Source organism: Bacillus sp. bc15, assembly GCF_900142585.1.
In the GTDB taxonomy this organism is placed as follows: domain Bacteria; phylum Bacillota; class Bacilli; order Bacillales; family Bacillaceae_G; genus Bacillus_A; species Bacillus_A cereus.
This window is the reverse complement of record NZ_FRBJ01000007.1, coordinates 70,826-92,141: the sequence shown is the minus strand read 5'-3', so window position 1 is coordinate 92,141 and position 21,316 is coordinate 70,826. Positions and strand designations below refer to the sequence as shown.

Genomic DNA, 21,316 nt, shown 5'->3' with positions numbered 1-21,316 from the left:
AATTGAGATGTTGTTACGCCGTAACTAGTTTGTTTATTTCCACTAATTACTTAAGTCTTATCATTTTTGCACCAAAACTTATCCGTCCATTTGGTAAGGCATCGAATAAACCTTACGTATACCACTGCGATTTCTGATAACTTACATGTAGAGATATCACTCAATATAACAAAAATGTAATGTTAATGAAATGTAATTCCACCGATACTAGTAATGAAATTATATAAAATGAAGGGGAGTTAAAGAATTTTTATAATGAAAAAGGAGAAGTATTAATGCGAAATATATTAAGTGTAGAAAAAATTGAAAAATATTATGGTAATAAAGATAACGTAACAAAGGCTATAGATAATATTAGTTTTAAGGTAGATGAGGGAGAATTTGTTGGGATAATGGGGCCTTCAGGAAGTGGCAAAACTACATTACTTAACTGTATATCAACGATTGATCATGTTACGACGGGAAAAATAATGATAAATAATAGTGACATTACGCGGTTAAAATCAAAATCACTAGATAAGTTTAGACAAAATGAATTAGGGTTTATATTTCAGGACTTTAATTTATTAGATACTCTTACCGCTTATGAAAATATTGCCCTAGCGTTAACTATAAAAGGTGAGGAAAGTTCAGAAATTGATGGGAAAATACAAGCAGTGGCAAAATATTTAGACATTGAACAAGTATTAAGCAAATACCCTTATCAAATGTCAGGCGGACAAAAACAAAGGGTTGGTTCGGCAAGAGCTATTGTAACAGATCCATCTTTAGTACTTGCAGATGAACCAACAGGATCGTTAGATTCTAAATCAGCTAGATTATTACTTGAAAGATTTGAAAGTCTAAATAAGGATTTAAAAGCTACAATACTTATGGTTACTCATGATGCATTTACAGCAAGCTATGCCCGTAGAATTCTTTTTATTAAAGATGGAAAAATATTTACCGAGTTGGTCAGAGGGAATGATTCCAGAAAAGAATTCTTTACTAAAATTATCGAAGTTATAACCCTTCTTGGAGGTGATGATAATAATGTACTCTAAGATTGCTATTGGGAATGTAAAGAAAAGTTTTAAAGATTATGCCATATATTTCTTAACACTAACACTGGCTGTTTGTATATTTTATAGCTTTAACTCCATAGAATCACAAAAGGCATTTGTGGAAATTAACGCTGCAGATAGAAAGTATGTGCCTACAGTAATGAACGCTATCTCAGATGTGTCAGTATTTGTATCCGTAATATTAGGTGGTTTAATATTGTATGCAAATAATTTCTTAATTAAAAAACGTAAAAAAGAATTAGGAATATATATGACTTTAGGTATGGGAAGAAGAAATATATCCAGAATATTAGTAACAGAGACATTTCTAGTTGGTATTATATCTTTAGTGAGTGGGCTTATAATAGGTATTGGAGTATCACAGGGATTATCTACATTTGCATTAAAGTTATTTGACTTGCCCATCAATAAATATAAATTTGCAATTTCAACAGGTGCTATAGGTAAAAGCGTATTATACTTTGGGATCATGTTTTTGCTTGTTATGTTATTTAATGTATATGTTGTTTCTAAATACAAAATAATTGATTTGTTAACAGCAGGTAAAAAAAACGAAGATGTAAAATTTAGAAATCCTCTTATCTATGTAATCATATTTATTATGTGTGTAGCATCACTTGGATATGCATATGTGACTGTACTAAAAATCGGATTGAATTATAATAATCCTATGCTCATGGTATCAATTATTCTTGGCATATTAGGTACATTGCTGTTTTTCTTTAGTTTATCTGGATTTATATTATATGTTGTAAAGAAGAATAAAAAAGTCTATTTTAAAGGGTTAAATATATTTATCATCAAACAAATAAATAGTAAGGTTAATACAAATTTTATATCCATGTCTGTAATATGTTTAATGTTATGCCTTACAATGGTGGTTTTATCTACAGGAATCAGCTTTAACAGAATAATGGACGAAAGAACGAAAGAAACAACACCATTTGATGCCAGTATTAAATTGGAGAATAAGGATGAAAGTTACACTATAGAAGACGTATTAAATAAAGCTAATTTTAAAATAAGTAATAACGAAAAATATGTATCTTATAATGTATATCCAACAGGGATGGAAGTGGTGGACTTAGTACCAGAAGTACGTAAAGATTATAAAAAAAGTGGTATGGATTTCATTAAAGTATCTGATTATAATAAAATTTTAAATCTTAAAGGTGAAAAGGAAATCACTTTAAATAACAATGAAGTTTTACTTTTATCAAATGATAAGCGGTTGCTTAATTCGATAAATGAAAGATTAAAAAATAGCAATAAGGTGAATATTAAAGAAAAAGAATATCTTGTAAAATATAATAAAATTATACAAGAGAGTCTTTACACTTCTGATACGCAACCTTATTTCTTCACAATCGTTATAAATGATGAGTTTGTATCAGGCTATAAAATTACTGAATCCGTACTTAATGTAAATTATTTAGATGGAAATAGAGAAGAATATAATAAAAAATATGATAACGTTGCACGGGGCTTTTATAACGAAAATGGCCCGAAATTAAATATTATTCATATATCAGGCATATCTAAGGATGAAGTTCGAGCAGAAAGTAAAGGATTGAAAACTATCATACTGTTTATTGGGATATATATAGGTATTGTATTTTTAATAACGAGTATGGCTGTATTAGCTCTTCAACAATTATCAGAAGCCAGTGATAGCATAGATCGATATAAATCTTTGAAGAGAATTGGCTCAAACGGAACAATGATCGATAAAACGATTTTCATTCAAACTTTCGTATACTTTAGTCTTCCAGTTATTCTTGCCCTAATTCATTCTGTAGTTGGAATTTATGTAGTCAATGATTTTATTAACGCATTTCAACAAATAGACATGATTTTACCAGCATTGATGACTGGCTTAGTATTTCTTGTAGTGTATGTAGGATATTTCTACACGACATATGTCGGTTATAAAAATATTGTAAAAAGTAATACTTAATTTTATAATGCTCATTAAGGCTATTACACCTTGTTTCTCAAGATGTAATAGCCTTATATTCTATATAGGAAGGGAAAAATCATGAAAAAAATCATTCTTATTGAAGATGATGAAATCATCAGAGAAGAATTACAAAATTTTTTTATAAAGTATGGATATGAAGTAAAGGCTCCCACAGATTTTAATCATATTATCGAATATATAGAAAGTGAGAATGCAGACCTTATATTACTAGACATAAATCTTCCTGTGTTCGATGGCTATTATATATGCAGAGAAATACGTAAAACTTTAGATGTTCCAATCTTCATGGTTACAAGTAGAGATAGTGATGTAGATGAACTGATAAGTATGAATTTGGGAGCAGATGATTTTATAACAAAGCCTTATAATACAGAAATACTATTAGCAAGAGTAACAAATATTTTAAGAAGAACATCTGGAGATTTCAAGATGAATCATATCTTAATGTATAGGGATTTTACTTTAAATCTTTCAAATGCAACAGTTACTTATCAAGACAAATCTGTAGAATTAACTAAAAATGAAGTTAAAATACTCTCATGCTTAATAAATAATCGTGGGAATATTGTAAAAAGAGATTCACTTATAGAAACTTTATGGAAATCTGATTATTTTGTGGATGATAGCACCTTAACTGTTAATATAAATAGATTAAGAAAAAAGCTTGAAGAGATAGGTATAGAAAATCCGATTGCAACAAGAAGAAGCTTAGGATATATAATGCCATGAATATAGGTGAATTTATTAAAGATAAAATAGTAGTAATACTATCTAATGTACTGGTATATATCATACTAGCAGGTATATTGCTGATTGCGCATGTTCCGTTCATTATCATATTCTGTGTCTTTTGTATTTGGTTTTTTCCATTGATTTCATATATGGCTATAGAATTTATAAGATGTAAAAATTACTATAATGAGATTAATGGCATATTAGAAAACTTGGAGAAAAAATACTTGCTTCCAGAGGTAGTAAAGGAAACAAACTTTATACATGGAGAAAAACTTAACGCTATACTAAAAGAAGTAAGTAGAGATATGCATGAAAATGTAAAGTATTATAGAGATATGCAGTTGGATTACAGAGAATATATAGAGACATGGGTGCATGAAATTAAGACACCAATAGCTTCTACAAAGCTTATAATTGAAAATAATCAAAATGAAGTAACGAATAAAATTGACTCTCAAATGGATCGAATTGATGGGTTTGTAGAACAGGTTCTGTATTATTCTCGAAGCAATAACGTTAATAAAGACTATATTATCAAGCCAGTCAACCTTGATAATGTAGTAAGGAATGTAATTAAAAGAAACTATAGGGATTTTATTCATAAGAGAATAAAATTAGATATACAGGATATTGATGAGATTATATATAGTGATGGCAAATGGGTTGAATTTATTATTAATCAAATAATAGGAAATTCTATAAAGTACTCAAATAACAAAGAACAAATGATACGTATATGCTCAATTAAGAAAACTAACTCAGTAATACTAACTATAGAGGATAATGGAGTAGGGATAGTAACTAAAGATATAAATAGTGTTTTTGAGAAAGGGTTTACTGGAGAGAATGGAAGAAAGTTTAGCAAAAGTACAGGAATGGGCTTGTATCTATGCGAAAAATTGTGTTCAAAATTAGGATTGAAAATTGGGATTGAATCTGAAGTGAATAAAGGAACTAGAGTTACATTAGTATTTCCTTTATCAGATATGTTAACTTTTGAGTCTTATTTATAAAAGGAATACTGCCATCTTCCTACGAATTCCATATGAAACTTAAAGACAAATTAAAACGGTATGAAAAGACTAGAAATTCTCATCATACCGTTTGTATTATTTAGTCATTAAACATATTGTTATATTTAATTGTAAATCGAATCGATGTTAATCTGGATTAGCCATTACTATTTTTGAAGCCCACTATTACTTAACGTAAGATTTGGTTGCTACACAGACCTCGTAAGCGAGAAATTGTACACCATATAAAACAGTAAAATAAATATCCGATCCCTTAGCGTACAAGAAATCGGATATTTTGAGTCTGAATTCTGTTCAAACGCACAGTTTTCTTTTTCTGATATTGTGACTCTATGCCCATCAAGCTAAGATTTTTAATTACCCCTAAAATGAAAAAGTTATTTTTTTACAGTCATTTATGAAAAATTAATTGAATTTCTTTTTTTTACAGATGATTAATTTTTAAAAATTATACTCAAGGGTTAGGGTTTCACAATAACTTTTATGAACTATTAATATTTCATAAAAGTTATTGTGAATTTTGTGAATGAGTGTTTTTGACTTTCTACTTTAATAAATCCATCGTGAGCTTCGATAATTGATTTCGCTAGTGCTAAGCCAATTCCAATGGAGCCTTCTTTATTAGAATTTTTTGTTTTGTAAAATCTATCGAATATATATGGCAAATCTTCTGATGCAATACCTTCACCAAAATCTTGAATTATTATTTCAGTATGAATAGGAGAGTTTGTGACTTCAATATAAATAGAACTATTATCATTTGAATGTTCAATGGAATTCTTTAAAATATTTAATAAAGCTTCTTGCATCCAAATACTGTCATGGAAAAGTGATATTTTTTCATTGGTTTTTAAATGTATGTTCATATTTTTTTTATTTAATTTACTGTTCAAACTAGCAATGACCTCATAAATTGTATCAATAATATCAGAGTTTTCTTTTTCAAATAGTATTGCCCTAGCATCTATTTTTGAAACTTTTAATAAATTATGTATTAAAAAGCTGATTCTTGAAATTTGAACATCATTATTGTGTAAAAAATGATATTGCTGTTCATTTAATTTACCTTGTAATAAGATATCATTGTTCACTGTTAGTGTTGAGAGTGGTGTTTTTAGTTGATGAGAAATATCTTGTAAAGTTTGAATTAAAAATTGTTTCTCTTCCGTTAAATTATGCATACTTTTTCTAATAACATTTTTCAGTTTATGAAAAGAATTAGCAAGTTTAGCTAGATCTCCTTCTCTATTTTCCTTGATATCAATGGTGTAATCACCTTCAATAATTTTATTCGCTGCAGCTGTTACATTTCTAATTTTTAAGAAAAAAGATTTATATTGTAAGTAATTTAGAAAAATTAGGATTAAGCTGAACCCTATTGCTCCAAGGAACATGTATATATTGTTTTGAGATATATGTTTATTTAAATAAGGAAAAAGTCTTGAGTCTAATTCAGCAGATAGACCATATTGATTTAATAGCATTTCTCCATCACTGGAATACTCTTTTTTATTCGCTGTATCATTTGTAAGTGCTTGTATTATTTCATATTCATTTTCTGGGTTTTGTGCAATTAGTTTCCCGGTAATTTCACTCCAAATAGTAATATAATCATTCTTTAAATGGTCATATAGAATATGAACTGTGATACCTTGATATATAATAAATAAAAAAGCGATTAATGCTAATGTAAGTATATTAATTTTTATTTCTCTATTTATCATTAAATTACTCCTTACTGACGTCTTTGTTCCAAAAATATCCAACACCTCTTTGTGTGATTATATAGTTAGGATTTTGGGGAATATCCTCAATTTTACTTCTTAATCTTTTTACATAAACGGAAAGAGTGTTTTCATCGAAAAACACTTCACTTTCATCTACTATTTTTTTCAATATCTCATTTCTTTGTAACACTTTATGAGGATTTAGCATTAACGTTAATAAGAGTTTGTATTCTAAATGTGTTAAATTTATACTTTTCTCATGCTTGAAAGCTCTAGCCGCTTCAACTTCAAGGTGTATATTTTCAGACCTCAATATAGTATTAGAAGCTGTTTTAATTTTTTTTCTTAATTGTACTTTTACTCTAGATAATAGCTCTTTTACCCTGAAGGGTTTTGTTATATAATCATCTCCACCAATATCAAGACCCATTACTACATTTGCCTCCTCATCCAGTGCTGTGAGGAAAATAATAGGTATATCACCTTTTCTTTTAAGATAGGTACATAAATCATACCCATTTCCATCTGGGAGTCCAACATCCAATATAGCTAAGTCAAATTTATTATTTTCGTATTGGTCTTTTGCATCTTGTACAGTAGAAACCCTTATAACCTCAAGTCCTTCTCCTTTTAGAGTAAACTCAATAGCCATTCCTAGATCGTTATCGTCTTCAACGAATAATACTTTATCCACAGTATCTCTCCTCATTTGTCTTTGATTATGGCAGTATTTTAGATTATGACAGTTATTTTACACGTTGATTGGCTAATTTAAAATAGTTTAGTATGGAAATGGACTTTTAGAGGCTTTTCTGAGTATAAGCATAATACCTAAATTGGCTTAAAGCTTTTCAGTATATAATGAGATACAACAATTACTTAAAGCAGAATATTTACGTAATTCATACATGTACTTGCTTATATTTTGAAAAACCTTGTAATAGTGTCTTGTTGAATTTGTACGTTTTTATACAATCAGTAATGTTTTGTTTAAGTTATCTTATACAAAAATCTTAAATGAAATTTGAATTCGCATTAATTATGTAAATGAATTTTAAAAAACAGATCATTGAGAATAAGAGCCGAATGGTAGCGGATTTTTTAGAATTTGAAAAGTATGTGTGTACTTAAATAAGTGTATAAAAGCCGTTTAATTTTAAAGTATATCTTGATCAGAGTTACGAGTATATAAAAAGCTAGATTTAGTAATCTTACTAAACTGTAAGATTAAAGTATATATAGTAAGACAAGCGTTATTCAATTAACAATTAAAGACGTCTATACTGAAGGTAATCATTCTTTATTAAGACTTGTAGCATTTTAGCCACTGTTTATATAAAGAAAAAACCTACTGTTCTAACCCCAGATTAAACATAGTATATGAGGAGGAAGAAAATGAAAAAGATAATAGGATTTCTAGCAGTAACAGCAATTTTTATAGGTATAGGGTTTGCTGTAAATCGTTATATAAATGGTCCCTCACAACCAGTAAACGGTATCATGGTATCTGGATCGAAAGAAAATATATCTGCTGTTAAAAATCTGTATAAAGATCAAAACGTACAAACAGCAGATTATAGTTATAAATTGGTCACAGAATTAATAAAACAAGAACTCACTACCGAACAGAAAGAAGATATTAAGAAAGAATGGAAAGAAAAAGGAGAAAATATGACCGAAGAAGAGATGGACAAAGAACTTGATAAGTCATCTGTTAGAAAGAAACAATACGCGGTTATTACAAAATCTACAGCAGAAAAATTCTTAAAAAAAGGAATTGTAAGAACACCCTTATCTAAAGAAGATAGTTCAATAACTTCAACCTCAGTAAAAGAAATAAAAGAATTAGCGAGTGAAAAAAATTTATTTTATAGAAAAGAAGCGGAAGATGAGGATGGAAATTTAAATTTAAATGGACAAATGATACCTGTTCAACATATTGAACAAAATAATTGGATTGGCTATTTTTCATCACCGATAGTAATTGTTAATGAGGAAACGTATAAACAATTAAAAGAAAAAGAAGTAAGCCTTTCGTTAATTCAGTTTGCAAATGAAAATTTTGATTATAAAAATAAAAATAAGGTAAATAAGGTGGTGGAATACGTTTCAAAAGTGTATGCAGTGAAAGACGAGAATGGTGAGTACGATAAGGATAAAATCTATTTTGTAGAGATCCAAAATTAATTTGTGAAAAGGATGAGTTGTATGGAGGTTGTTAGATTAGAAAATGTAGTAAAAACATATGGAGAAGGAGAAACGCAAGTACAGGCGTTAAAAGGAATTAATCTTTCCATTCATAGGGGAGAATTCGTAACCATAGTTGGAGCATCAGGTTCTGGTAAAAGTACCTTATTGCATATTTTAGGAGGGCTGGATCGTCCGAGTTCGGGAAATGTGTTTATAGGTGATGAAAATATCTACAGTTATAAAGATAATGAACTCTCTATTTTTCGCCGAAGAAAAGTTGGGTTTATATTTCAGTTTTTTAATTTAATTCCTGTCTTGAATGTACAAGAAAATATTGCTTTGCCAGCTCTATTGGACGAAGAACAGGTAGATGATCATTACCTGGATGAAATTATAAGAACTCTAGGGTTAAATGAAAGACGAGATCATTTGCCTTCTGAATTATCGGGTGGTCAACAACAAAGGGTATCTATTGGTAGATCTCTTATAAATAAACCCGATATTATCTTAGCGGATGAACCAACCGGAAATCTAGATACAAAAAATACAAAAGAAGTTCTGAATTTATTAAAAGTAACGGCTAAAAAATATAATCAGACGGTGATTTTAATTACTCATGATCCTGCTATCGCATCAAACTCTGATCGAATTATAACCATTACAGATGGCATAATTATTTCAGATAAACAATTGGTGCAAAATCAAGAAAAATGTGGAGGGGAGGAGTATTGATTCATAGTTACAAACAGTTAAGTCAAAAATATCTCAGAAGTAATATAAAACGTACTCTGCTAACATTAACAGGTATTATTTTAGCATTGGGGCTAATAACAACGATTGGACTTTTTTTTAATAGTGGATACACTTCGGGAATTGAAAATGCTAAAAAAGGTTCTATGGGTTCTGCAAATATTTCAGTTGAAAATTATAATCAAAAGCTTTTCAATATGATAAAAAGTAATCCGAATATATCTTCTTATGGCATCATAACTCCAGGAGAGGTGCTCCATGTTGATGAGATAGCTGTTTCTTATATGTATGCAGATCATCAAGCATTGAAGCTGTTAAAGTCTAGTATTCCTGTAGAAGGTAAGCTGCCTTCAAATGAAAACGAGGCTGTTTTGGAAAAATGGATGCTGCCTTACTTCGGTCCCAATCTTAAATTAGGCGGTATGTTTACTATTCATGAAAAAAAATATAAACTTGTTGGTTTGCTAAATAAGTCTAGTAGTACTCAGGAAAATAAAACTGGTCAATTATTGACATATAAAAATAAGTTCAAAGTTGGTGAAGGTAGCGTATTGATTGAATTGCATAAGTACGCAAACTTTGATGAAGTTGAAAATCAATTTAAATTATTGACGAATAAAGAAAATATAAGAGTGAATGACCAATTAAAGAAAGCCTTAAAGCCTAGTGTGGAGATAATGGCGGCAGCCGCTATTAGTATTGGGATTGTTGTGATTTCTACAATTGTTATTATTTATAATGCATTTCAAATTAGTATAGTAGAGCGAATGAAACAGTTTGGCCTATTGAGGAGTATAGGGGCTACAAAAAAACAAATCAGGAAAATTGTGATAAGAGAAGCAACATTTCTTTCTATTATTGCTATCTTTTTTGGGATTTTGTGCAGCATATTAGTAGTCTTTTTACTTAATCAAGTACTGATAAACATACTTAAAAACTCTATGGGATATACAATTAAATTAGATTGGTTAATTATATGTGTATGTTCTTTAATTACATTGATAACAGTTTATATTTCAAGCTATTTTCCTGCTTTTTTTGCAGGTAGAATTTCACCGTTATTGGCCGTAAGTAGCCGATTAGCTATAAAAAAAGAAAAAATAAAGAAAAAAAAGAGAACAAAATTAAAGAAACCACTATCTTTTCCGTTAAGTATGGCATTAAAAAATATCCAAAGGAATCCCAATAGATATACAGTTACAATTTTGTCTATTATTATAAGTAGTGTACTGTATATCACGTTTACGTTTCTCATAGATACTGTCATTCAGCGTAAACAACCGGAAATTCAAGCTCTAAAATCGGATATATCAGTTACCGTTAATTCAAATTTAGACAAGCCTAGCATAGATCGTATGAGTCAAAATATTTATAAAGTTAATAACGTAGAGAAGCTGTACAAGCAATATCAGGCAAATAATTTTTATACGAAAGTACCAAAAAATAAACAAATTAAAGAATTACAAGGAAATGAATCGCTGTATCAAAAAGTAAAATATAATAATCAAACTGTAGAAATTATGAAAACACAAATAAAAGCATACGATGAGAATAGTTTAAAGAAACTAGCTGGAAATGTAACTAGTGGAAGAATTGATATTTCAAAATTAAATCGTGAAAAAGAGGTTGTTTTAGTAAAACAAGCTGCATCAAATGATATGAATACAAGTAAAAAATATATAGGTTCTCTAAGCACTTTTCAGGTAGGGGATGAAATCCAAATAACAAGTCAGCAAGAAAGAAAATCTACAGAGGAAATCTCCTACAATGAAGAAAAACTAGAAACTTTAAAAATAGCTGCTATTGTAGAATTGGACATTTTTAATATGAGCAGAGTGATGGATACCATAACTTTTATTACTAGTGAACAAATAGCCGAATATATTACACCATCTCCACAAAAATTAAAAGGTTTTGAAATTGATTTAGAGAATCAATCTCGGGCTGATGCTACAATTTTAGATATACAAAAGAAACTGGGTGGAGATGCATCTATAGATGTACAAAATAATATTGTTCAAAGTAATTTCCATACAGACAATATACTTTATATAAAAATATTAGGGTACGGATTTATAGCTGTTATTACACTAATTGGTTGTGTAAATATTTTAAATACCATTACAGTCAGCATCATTATGAGAAGAAAAGAATTGGCTGCTTTAAAATCGATTGGTATGTCGCAGAAGGATTTGAAAAAGATGGTTATATATGAAGGACTTCTGTACGGTTTCTTTGGAAGCATACAAGGAATCTTTTTCGGCTGTATGCTGTCGTATATTCTTTATGTAGCACTGTCAAATACGGTGTCGTTTGAATGGATTATACCTTATCAATCTAGCTTTATCACATTTATAACTGCACTTTTGATTAGTTATGTATCGGTACTAATTCCGCTTCGGAAAATTAAAAAGGATAACGTTATAGATGTAATTAGAGAAGAATAGTAGTAGTTAAAACAAGATGTGCTTCTGAGGTTCAACTGAGATACGTATAAAACGGTTTGTAATCTGTATTATATTTCAATTTTACAGTTCAAATCGAGGAATTCTAAAACATAAAATACAAAAGTACCATATATTATATAAGGTACTTTTGTCAGAGTGTTGGGAACCCTAAAGGGTTTCCCAACACTCTGTAAAAATACACCTAGTTAATAGGTGTATTTTTTAGACTTGAAAACCACTTATGTAGTAGAGATTTCTCTCGGGTACAGTGTATCACATTAGAAAACATGCGTATACATCATATTTGTTACGTAAAATAGATTTCTTTTGGTATACGATTCATTTGAAATTTAATTTGATCCCCTTTTGGGAACTTAGATACCTTCGCCAGGTTCTGTATTAGAAGGAGCCCCGCCATGGTCCCCATCTGCTTCTAGTTTTGGAGCTGGATAATGTCCATGCGTATCTTGTATCGGAACAGGTGTTCCCAAACGGTTTAAAGCAGGAGCACCACCAGTATGACCATGAGATTCTAGCGAAGGAGCGATTAAATCTGCATGAGTCTCTTTTTTAGGAGCCATTCCTTCCCCATGTGTATTTGTAAAGGAAGGAGCCCAAGTATCTCCTTTGTTGTATGATGAAATAGGAGGTCTTCCGTGATCATAAGCAGGAGCCCATGAATCCCCATGCGACTCTAATTTCGGAGCAAAAGTTTCTCCATGTGCAGCTTTTACAACTCCGCCATCTCCAATGTTTACACCAAAAAGACCAAAAATAAAGACAAATAATCCTACAATCGTTAATCCAAGTTTTCCTTTCAAACTATACCTCTCCTTTTTGCTTTGTTTTTTCTATTTTGTCTAAACGTGGTAGATAAAATGAAACGAATCGTAAAAAATCACCAATTTTATACGGTATACGACTAATTCTGTGTAAGATTTTGTAAAACCTTCTTAAAACTAGAGTTTTCTAAAAAATATTTTCGACAAAAATCAACGTTCGTAGGAAGTTGTTTTTTAGAAGTGCCGATTTATTTGAAAAAGGGAGAGTGATCCACTGAAGAATCCAAGTAATTACTTAATTGAACAAAAGTGTTAAGCAAAAAAGAGCATCTAACATAAGTTAAATACTCCTTGTTTTAAGACTATTTTCAGTTATATCTCTAATGGAATAGTTATCACTAAAATTAACAATAACAGAAACTTTTTGATGTTTATTGTTTATGACATGTCCATGCAGATAAATTTCATGTGTTCTATATTCTTCTGATGGTTTAATTGTTTCGATTACAATATCGAGATTTCTTTCTTTTTTGAAGTAACCGATAGTTATTAGTTCAGCAGTCTTTTTTACTTCTGGCCATTCCTCATTGTATTCTTTTGGAATGAAATGAGCTGACGCCAAAAGTATAAATACAATAGGGATGGTAATAAAAGCTATACTTATAATTCCATAGCGTAATAAGTTTCTTCCCATTAAGTGACACCTACCAATGATGTTGTAGTGAACTACCCGCCACTTAAGATCCTAACGGACTGTTTGAAGTGGGGGCTTCTCGGTTAGTCGTTACTTTTGGTAGCTAACGAATTCGTCCTAAGACAGCCGAGCTAACTCCCTTGTTCCAAGGGTTATTTTATTGCTATCTATGCTAACGCTAATAGGCGTATTGCTTCATTTTTGATATTGATAGCTGCGTTATAATCTCTATCGATATTTACACCGCATATACAAGAGTAGACTCGCTCAGACAATGACATATTTTTCACATTTCCACAACTGCTACATGTTTTTGTGGAAGGAAACCATTTGTCTATTTTCACAAGCTGTTTGCCTTGTTCATTTAGTTTATAAGCTAAGAAAGAAGTGAACATACCCCAAGCATTATCAGCGACGCTTTTTCCAAAATGAAGTGCTTGCGATATTCCCTTCATATTTAGATCTTCAATAGCTACAACATCAAAATGAGTAGCTAACTCTTTAGACTTATGATGAAGGAAGTTCTTACGTTGGTTTGCTACTTTTTCATGCAGCTTAGCTACACGGATACGTTGTTTATTCCAACGCCCTGAACCTTTTGTACGTCTTGATAATACTCGTTGCGCCTTTGCTAATCGGTCTAACATTTCACGATAGAACTTAGGATAATTGGCTCTCTCATCCTCAGAACTGACGTATAATTGATCCATCGCAAAGTCTAATCCAACAACTGTTTCTACTTCTTTTTGTACGATCTCTTTTTCGTATTCAGTCAAAATGGACACATAGTATTTACCAGTAGGTGTCATAGAAATCGTACATGATTTGATTATATGGCCTTGTGGTATTTCTCTATGCTGTTTGATACGTACCATTTTCAGTTTTGGCAATTTGATATGACTGTTAAGCAACATAATATTTCCGTTCACTACATTCGTTGTATAAGACTTTCTGTCTTTTTTGCTTTTGAATGTTGGGAAGTCATTTTGACCACGAAAGAAATTTTTATAGGCAGTTTGCAAGTTTAGTTGAGCATTTGCCAAAGCTAATGAATCCACTTCTTTTAACCACTCAAATTCTGCTTTGTATTTCGCAGGAGTGGGAAGCTTTTGTTTCTTTAGTTGATCCTTATCATCTTTATGTTTTTCATACGCTTCTTTCCGTTCAGCTAACATTCTGTTATACACGAAACGTACACAACCGAAGGTTTTACGCATAAGATGTGCTTGGTCTTCTGTTGGATACAAACGGAATTTATATGCTTTATTCTGCTTTGTCATATCATTTCACCTCACTTTTCACTTTGATTTTCAATATATGTTTTTACTACGTCTATTGGCGAACCACCAGTAGTTAGCAAGCAAAAGCTTCTTGCCCAAAACATCTCTTTCCAAAGTTTCTTTTTCACTTGTGGAAAGTCTCTTTTAATAAGTCGAGAACTTGCACTTTTATAAGCATTGATGAATTTTGTCATTTCTGTATTAGGGTGTGCCTTGAACAAAATATGAACATGGTCTACATCATGATTCCATTCAACTAATGTGATGTTATAGTTTTCAGATAGTCGAACAAACATATCTTTTGCATAGTCTGACATATCATCATCAAACACATTTCTTCTGTATTTCACGACCAACACAAGGTGATAATATAACAAGAATACTGAATGGTTATTACTATCTAATTTCATTTATATACCAGCCTTTATAATTTATAAGACTGCTTATATCAGAGGCAAAATAAAAAGGAAAACCTTTTGGCTACGCCAAACCGAAATTCATCTCCCACCTACCGTTGGGCTACGCCCTTCACACGCTTGAGGAAGGAGAATTCTTTCGGGAAATTCGTTAAATATGGTCAATAGTCTGTATAATAAACCAACATTAACCAATTTACTATCAATTAAGGTGACAATAGTATTACAAATTTGTAAGGTTTATCAGGTAGAGAAACTAATGAAAAGGATATACAGTCGTTATTTTTCAGCATATCCTCTTCGGAATTTATCAAATACTTAGTTGAATGTCGTTATCTCTATATAGATATTTTATTTGAACAAAAAAATGACCCTTCAATTGAGTAAGAGTCCTAAAAGCAAAGAAAAAGTCCTAGAGGGGACTAGGACTTTTCTACTGAACGATACGATTTATAAAAAGAATATAATTAATATATTATAAGAATGTTTCATAAATGTATCGAAAAAGTGAACATTTTGTTATTCGAATCTAAGTTGAAAACCACATATTTAAGCATGTAGTTTAATAAGAAAAGAGGAACTTAAAATCTGATGAATCTCCACCAATATCGTTTAATTGTCCAATGTAAAGGTGAAAGGATATGAACGAAAAAGCCAATTTAGTAGGAAGTAAATTTAAAAAGTCCTGTATTTTGACAGGACTTTCAAAAAGGGAACAACAGTTAACAACTGAAGATACCTTTATATTACCATTAATGGTAATGTTATTCCATGTGTTATGTGTTGAGAAATAATCTCCTATGAGATGAAAAAAGTAACCAATGAAGTTAAGTGAAGAATTGATGTAAAAAGGACATTTGGACCTGTAAGTAATGGATATGAAACATATATTTATAGTCGAGAAAATGAACAGTTCATAAGCTAGAAAGTTTAGCTTGCATATAGCATATGTTGTAAAGACAGGGTGGGGATGAAGTATGGAACGACCGAACGTTAGTATTCGTGGGCTGTACGTTTCTTGGCGCGGGAGTGGGATCTATGTTTGGGAGCGCCCAAGCTGGGTGGCTGATAGGGATGGGCGCTGGGTTTCTTGGTATGGCTTTGACGAGATGTATTGGGAAATAATATAACAGGTTCACTTTCTTCAATAAATAAAGCGATAGGCACATAAGAATGTACTTACATAGGATTTCAAAAAGAGACACCAAAGGGCGTCTCTGCATACTTACATTTCCACTTTAATTATTAAAATACCCTTTTAACATACCTTTAGAAAAACGATTTGGATATAAAGCAATAAGCATCCCGTAGGGGCTTCCTTTCCAATAGCGTTGTAAGGGTGTCCGTAATTTTTGTTTTATGAGCCATCGTTGATTAAATACGTTTAATAGCTGTTTTTCATCCAGTTTTTCTTTCTCTTCAATGGTCCATCTTAATGCTTCTAGTGCTTTACATTTGGACCAAAAGCCAACTGGTGTAACTTTAAATTCCCATTCTTTAAAGCGACCTGGATATAAGTCGTTTATCATTTTAAATGGACTATTTCCCCACATTAATTGACATGGAGACGCTAATCTGTGAGTCTTTAGCCATTTTATACTGTATACATCCAGTATTTGTTCGGGCGATAATTTTTCTTTTTCTTCAATAGTCCATTTCAATGCTTCTAATGCTTTTTCTTTTGTCCAGAAGTTATTGGGCGTCATGAGAAATTCCCATTCTTTAAAACGATTAGGGTACAAATCGTTAATCATTGCAAACGGACTACTATTCCAGTACATAGCCAGAGGGGCACTAAGTTTGTTTTTCTCCAACCATTTTTTGCCGTATAGGCGTAGGAGCTTTTCGTTCGATAAACCTTTTTTTTCTTCAATCATCCATCTCAAAATCGTTAATGCCTTTTCTTTCGTCCAAAAATTTAAAGGAGTCATACCAAACTCCCATTCTTTAAACTCACTTGGGTATAAATCATTTATTGCTTTAAAAGGGCTATTTTCGTATCTATGTTTAAGTAATCCTCGTAATTTATACTTTACAAGTAATTGAGTGTTCCATTTTTTTCTGATATCTTCCTTATCCCATTTTAAGATATTGTGTAATAAATATGTGATTACTCTGCGGGCGAGCTTATTATCCATATCTTCTTTCCAAGTATTCGGAGGGAATCGTTTCCGTTTTCCATCCAATATTTCTTGATAAATATCTTCTATGGTAATGACTTTCATTGACAATATGTAAATCCTCCTACATTTGTATTTATATTTATACAGTATTAACATTCGAATTATTATATCTATATTATATAATTTAAATGAAATCAACATTAAAAACAATATATAATTTAGTTTTTTCTAAAAAATCTAATCATTTAACGAATTAATATTTATTTAAATTTTCTATTTTTTGTTATATACTTAATTAGAATCATTATATCTGTATATTAGGAGTGTATTTTATGGAGAAGCTTAACAAAAGCAATATTATTCGCACCGTTCCGCAAAATGGTTTCTTTGGACATCCCAAAGGACTATTTACTTTATTCTTTACAGAATTTTGGGAGCGATTTTCTTACTACGGAATGAGAGCAATATTACTTTACTATATGTACTATTCCATTTCAAAAGGTGGCTTAGGGATGGATCATGCCACAGCTGCATCCATTATGGCTATCTATGGTTCGTTAGTTTACATGTCAGGCATTATTGGTGGGTGGATTGCTGACCGCCTATTAGGTTCAAGTAGAACAATATTTTGGGGTGGCGTTTTAATAATGATCGGTCATCTCATATTAGCTCTACCAGGAACGGTTAGTACACTATTTATCTCAATGGTATTTTTAGTACTTGGAACAGGGTTATTAAAACCGAATGTATCTAGTATTGTTGGTGATTTATATAGTGAAACAGATACTCGTCGTGATTCAGGTTTCAGTATTTTCTATATGGGTATTAATTTAGGAGCACTATTATCTCCGTTTGTGATTGGAACACTCGGTCAAAAGTATAACTTTCACTTAGGTTTTGGTGTGGCTGCAATTGGCATGCTATTTGGATTAATTATGTATGTTCTTACGAAAAAGAAAAATCTAGGATTAGCAGGAACGCAAGTACCAAATCCTTTAACAGACAAGGAAAGAAAAAAGGTCCTTATACAGTTTAGTATTGGTATTATCGCAATTGCACTAGTTTGTGTGTTAACAATTCCAACAGGTATTTTAACGATTGATCGATTTACTTTACTTGTAAGTATCTTAGGTATTCTAATTCCAACAGGCTACTTTGTCTTTATGTACCGTAGTCCAAAGACGACAGAAGTTGAAAAATCTCGCTTAATTGCTTACATACCATTATTTATCGCTGCTACAATGTTTTGGGCGATTCAAGAGCAGGGAGCAATCATCTTAGCTAGTTATGCTGATCAACGTACGCAGTTAAACTTTGCAGGATTGGAGGTTCAATCTTCATGGTTCCAATCATTAAACCCTATTTATATTGTTTTACTAGCACCAGTATTTGCTTGGCTTTGGGTAAAGCTGAATTCACGCCAACCAAGTACAGCAAATAAATTTGCTATCGGTTTATTATTTGCTGGTTTATCATTCTTAGTGATGATTATTCCTGCATATATCCATGGTACCGAATCCCTTGTTAGCCCAATTTGGTTAGTCATTAGTTTCCTTCTAGTCGTAATCGGGGAACTTTGTTTATCACCTGTAGGTTTATCTATAACTACAAAACTAGCACCAGCAGCGTTCTCTGCTCAAACAATGAGTCTATGGTTTTTAACGAGTGCATCTGCACAAGCTATCAATGCGCAGCTTGTGCGATTATATAATCCTGAAACAGAGATTATTTATTTCGGTGTAATTGGCGGAGTATCCATTGTTTTAAGTGTTATTTTATATTTCATGGCTCCAAAGATTCAGGTACTTATGAAAGGGATTAAATAATAGAACTGTGCCAAAAACTTGTTACCATGCAGGTTTTTGTGCACAGTTTTTTAGTGCTTTATCGTATGTAAAACTAGCTCCTTTTAAACGAAGAACAACAAAGGCAAATTGATCAGAAGTAAGTCATTTATCGATATGGATGATTAGGAGAAAGCATTTACGGTAACCCCAAGTCGAGAATATTCCGATGCTAATATAGTTTATACATCTAACCCTATTTAATAGGTTAGTTTTGAAAGATGGAACTCCCGCATTCGAAAATGATGTACATAAGTTTTCCGAATGGGCAGCTTATTTTTTGTTTTGGGGTTACTTCAATATCTAAGCTAAATGCCTATGGAGCAAAACTAAAAAAAGACGCCAAATGGCGCCCCCAACTTGGGTTAATGAGGTTTTAGTTTTCCAATCTAAAGAAATATTGTATCAGCTCACAAACAGAGTATATCATAACATCCAAGAGAAATAATATGCATTATTACATATCGAAATAAATTTTGTATTCTTGTACTGACGGACTAGGAATAGCAAGATATAAAGCAAATAAGCGCTGTAAAAATATCAATTCATAGAAACGATTAATTTCTGATATAACATGTTTTAATATCACAAAAGCCATCACGAAATGATGATTGCATGATGGCTTTTGTTGTTTTCTTATTTCTTTGTCTCATTGACCCATGTAACGATGTCCTGGATGACATACGCAGGAACATTAGAAGGGACTTCGTATTCACTAGGGTGACTGAATTCCCCGTCGCCCTCCGTGAAGATGTGATTCAATTTCGGATATTCTTTGAACTGAACATTACTGCGGCTTGAAAGCCCTTCTTGCCATCTCGTAAAATCGTCTTTTACAGTTACTTGATAATCACGTGCGCCTTGCAGAATCAGTAATGGCTCTTTTCGTGATTTCGTTTCCTCAACTGGACGCCAACGAGTCACATCATACATGAAATGTGGAGAAGGATAATTATAACCAGCTGGTGGGTGATCTGGATCAAAAGTAGGATCCTTAATATAAGCGAATTGTTTTTTTAGTTCATCAATAAAATCCTTAGGTGTCCCGAGGTACTGATACTGATCAAGGAGCATGTCAGTAAAAGGACGTGCAGGAGGTGCCATTAAAATACTTCCTCTTACAAGTGATGAAGGTGCTTTGCTTAGTATACGCGGCATGGTGCCAGCTCCTTGGCTATGTCCGAGAATGAAAATGTTACCTGGGTCAATACTTTCCTGCTGCGCTGCTGATTTCGCTGCATATATGGCATCATCTGTAGTATCTTGGTCTAATGTAGCAGGTTCTGCACTCATTTTAAAACCGTGTTCTAAGGAACGTTTCTCGTAACGTAACACTGCGATACCGCTTGATGAAAGACCGGCTGCAAGGTCTCTAAAGATTTTAGCTCCCATAATTGTACTGTCACGATCTTGCGGACCCGAACCGTGAACAAGAACAACAACAGGCACTTTTTCGCCAGGTTTATGTTTTGGAACCGTTAATGTGGCTGGTAACGGGTATGTAGTATTTCCAATTACGATTTCACGTTCTTGGTAGGAATCAGGTTGGTCATAACTAGGATGCGGGATGGTATAAGATTTCTGTTGCATCGTCCTTACGCCAACTTCATCAACTTTACCACCAGGTGTGAATTTAAGGAGTAGTGGAATAGTAGTTCCTTCGATAGCTCCTGGAATTTCAACCGTTTGGTGGACTAAGTTTCGTTCTTTAATAACAGGTGTCCCCATGCTTGTAATCATACTCCCGCCACTTTGTGTCCACCAGTTTTGTAATATGTTTGCCGTAAACTTTGATTGAAAAGCAGCAGACGTCAACTGGAGTGCCTCTGCATATTTACCTTGCTGGAGATAGTCAAAAAATAAAGACGTACGTTCCGTTAAAGAGACTGGTTTCTTTTCTGCGGTTTGTGTCACTTGTGTATCCGCATGAATTGTTGTTGTAAGCGGAAAAGAAGAAACACCTAAAGAAAAGAGTAGGGTAAAAGAAAGTGCTGATTTTTGGAACTTCTTTTTTTTCATCTTTTTCATCCTGTTTAACCTCCAAAATGTAATGGTATGAAATAGAAATGGTAATTAGTGGAATGTTTCCCTATTGGGGTTTCGGTACATGTATGGGGGATTCCTGCATACATATCATAAAAATTCTGTTTGAAAGAGTAGAGGAGTTAATCAATGGTTTTATACATAAACCTTGGCTAAATCATAGAAATCTATAGTTTTTCAAACAATGATTCCAATCTCGTTATGAT

At 31.9% G+C, this 21,316-nt stretch carries 17 protein-coding genes; 9 read left to right on the top strand and 8 right to left on the bottom strand.

Annotation, left to right across the window (positions count from 1 at the left end; genetic code table 11):
* Positions 1-275: 275 nt before the first annotated feature.
* The 4 genes from BUA87_RS21130 to BUA87_RS21115 all read left to right on the top strand — a co-directional run bounded on the left by BUA87_RS21130 (position 276) and on the right by BUA87_RS21115 (position 4,793).
* Entirely contained in the window at positions 276-1,043 is a 768-nt protein-coding gene (locus BUA87_RS21130; protein WP_001244396.1) for an ABC transporter ATP-binding protein, read from the top strand.
* Entirely contained in the window at positions 1,033-3,021 is a 1,989-nt protein-coding gene (locus BUA87_RS21125) for an FtsX-like permease family protein (protein ID WP_000286983.1), read from the top strand. Before BUA87_RS21130 ends, BUA87_RS21125 begins: the two co-directional genes overlap by 11 nt.
* Positions 3,022-3,102: 81 nt before the next feature.
* A complete protein-coding gene (locus BUA87_RS21120) occupies positions 3,103-3,774 on the top strand; it encodes a response regulator transcription factor (protein WP_000720528.1) in 672 nt (223 codons plus the stop codon).
* Entirely contained in the window at positions 3,771-4,793 is a 1,023-nt protein-coding gene (locus BUA87_RS21115) for a sensor histidine kinase (protein WP_001020441.1), read from the top strand. The genes BUA87_RS21120 and BUA87_RS21115 overlap by 4 nt, the downstream gene beginning before the upstream one ends.
* Before the next feature lie 512 nt (positions 4,794-5,305).
* Here BUA87_RS21115 and BUA87_RS21110 read toward each other — a convergent pair.
* Together BUA87_RS21110 and BUA87_RS21105 are read right to left on the bottom strand one after the other, a co-directional pair.
* Positions 5,306-6,538 (bottom strand): sensor histidine kinase, encoded by a 1,233-nt coding sequence (locus BUA87_RS21110; protein WP_000610351.1) that lies wholly within the window; start codon positions 6,536-6,538, stop codon positions 5,306-5,308.
* Positions 6,539-6,542: 4 nt separating this feature from the next.
* Positions 6,543-7,235, bottom strand: a complete 693-nt coding sequence (locus BUA87_RS21105; protein ID WP_065230006.1) for a response regulator transcription factor — start codon at positions 7,233-7,235, stop codon at positions 6,543-6,545.
* A gap of 701 nt (positions 7,236-7,936) precedes the next feature.
* Between BUA87_RS21105 and BUA87_RS21100 the strand changes: the two genes are divergently transcribed.
* Genes BUA87_RS21100 through BUA87_RS21090 form a run of 3 tightly spaced genes read left to right on the top strand, consistent with a single transcriptional unit; the run spans position 7,937 to position 11,928 of the window.
* Positions 7,937-8,728 carry a lipoprotein BA_5634 family protein gene (locus BUA87_RS21100; RefSeq protein ID WP_072940701.1) on the top strand — a complete coding sequence of 264 codons (792 nt, stop codon included), beginning with the start codon at positions 7,937-7,939 and terminating at the stop codon, positions 8,726-8,728.
* A 21-nt stretch (positions 8,729-8,749) separates the two neighbouring features.
* On the top strand, positions 8,750-9,463 hold the full coding sequence (locus tag BUA87_RS21095) for an ABC transporter ATP-binding protein (protein WP_000454409.1): 714 nt from the start codon (positions 8,750-8,752) through the stop codon (positions 9,461-9,463).
* Positions 9,460-11,928, top strand: a complete 2,469-nt coding sequence (locus BUA87_RS21090; protein ID WP_072940697.1) for an ABC transporter permease — start codon at positions 9,460-9,462, stop codon at positions 11,926-11,928. Before BUA87_RS21095 ends, BUA87_RS21090 begins: the two co-directional genes overlap by 4 nt.
* A 374-nt stretch (positions 11,929-12,302) precedes the next feature.
* Here the strand turns inward: BUA87_RS21090 and BUA87_RS21085 are convergent, their stop codons facing one another.
* From BUA87_RS21085 to tnpA, 4 genes are all read right to left on the bottom strand, one after another.
* On the bottom strand, positions 12,303-12,749 hold the full coding sequence (locus BUA87_RS21085; protein WP_072940694.1) for a hypothetical protein: 447 nt from the start codon (positions 12,747-12,749) through the stop codon (positions 12,303-12,305).
* A gap of 301 nt (positions 12,750-13,050) precedes the next feature.
* A complete protein-coding gene (locus BUA87_RS21080; protein ID WP_000533251.1) occupies positions 13,051-13,404 on the bottom strand; it encodes a hypothetical protein in 354 nt (117 codons plus the stop codon).
* A gap of 167 nt (positions 13,405-13,571) precedes the next feature.
* A complete protein-coding gene (locus tag BUA87_RS21075; protein WP_072940691.1) occupies positions 13,572-14,684 on the bottom strand; it encodes an RNA-guided endonuclease TnpB family protein in 1,113 nt (370 codons plus the stop codon).
* 11 nt (positions 14,685-14,695) lie between these two features.
* Positions 14,696-15,094, bottom strand: coding sequence for an IS200/IS605 family transposase (tnpA, locus tag BUA87_RS21070; protein ID WP_009327546.1), 399 nt, complete (start codon positions 15,092-15,094; stop codon positions 14,696-14,698).
* Between the two features lie 647 nt (positions 15,095-15,741).
* Between tnpA and BUA87_RS31415 the strand changes: the two genes are divergently transcribed.
* On the top strand, positions 15,742-15,894 hold the full coding sequence (locus BUA87_RS31415) for a hypothetical protein (RefSeq protein ID WP_157405095.1): 153 nt from the start codon (positions 15,742-15,744) through the stop codon (positions 15,892-15,894).
* 444 nt (positions 15,895-16,338) lie between these two features.
* Here the strand turns inward: BUA87_RS31415 and BUA87_RS21060 are convergent, their stop codons facing one another.
* Positions 16,339-17,331 carry a DUF4046 domain-containing protein gene (locus BUA87_RS21060; protein WP_072940687.1) on the bottom strand — a complete coding sequence of 331 codons (993 nt, stop codon included), beginning with the start codon at positions 17,329-17,331 and terminating at the stop codon, positions 16,339-16,341.
* Between the two features lie 224 nt (positions 17,332-17,555).
* On the opposite strand from BUA87_RS21060, the gene BUA87_RS21055 reads away from it, so the two are divergent.
* The gene (locus BUA87_RS21055; protein WP_072940684.1) at positions 17,556-19,049 is read left to right on the top strand and encodes a peptide MFS transporter; all 1,494 of its coding nucleotides are present in this window, start codon (positions 17,556-17,558) and stop codon (positions 19,047-19,049) included.
* Between the two features lie 654 nt (positions 19,050-19,703).
* Here the strand turns inward: BUA87_RS21055 and BUA87_RS21050 are convergent.
* Positions 19,704-21,086: an alpha/beta hydrolase family protein gene (locus BUA87_RS21050; protein WP_072940809.1), complete on the bottom strand. Its 1,383-nt coding sequence runs from the start codon at positions 21,084-21,086 to the stop codon at positions 19,704-19,706.
* Positions 21,087-21,316 lie beyond the last annotated feature (230 nt).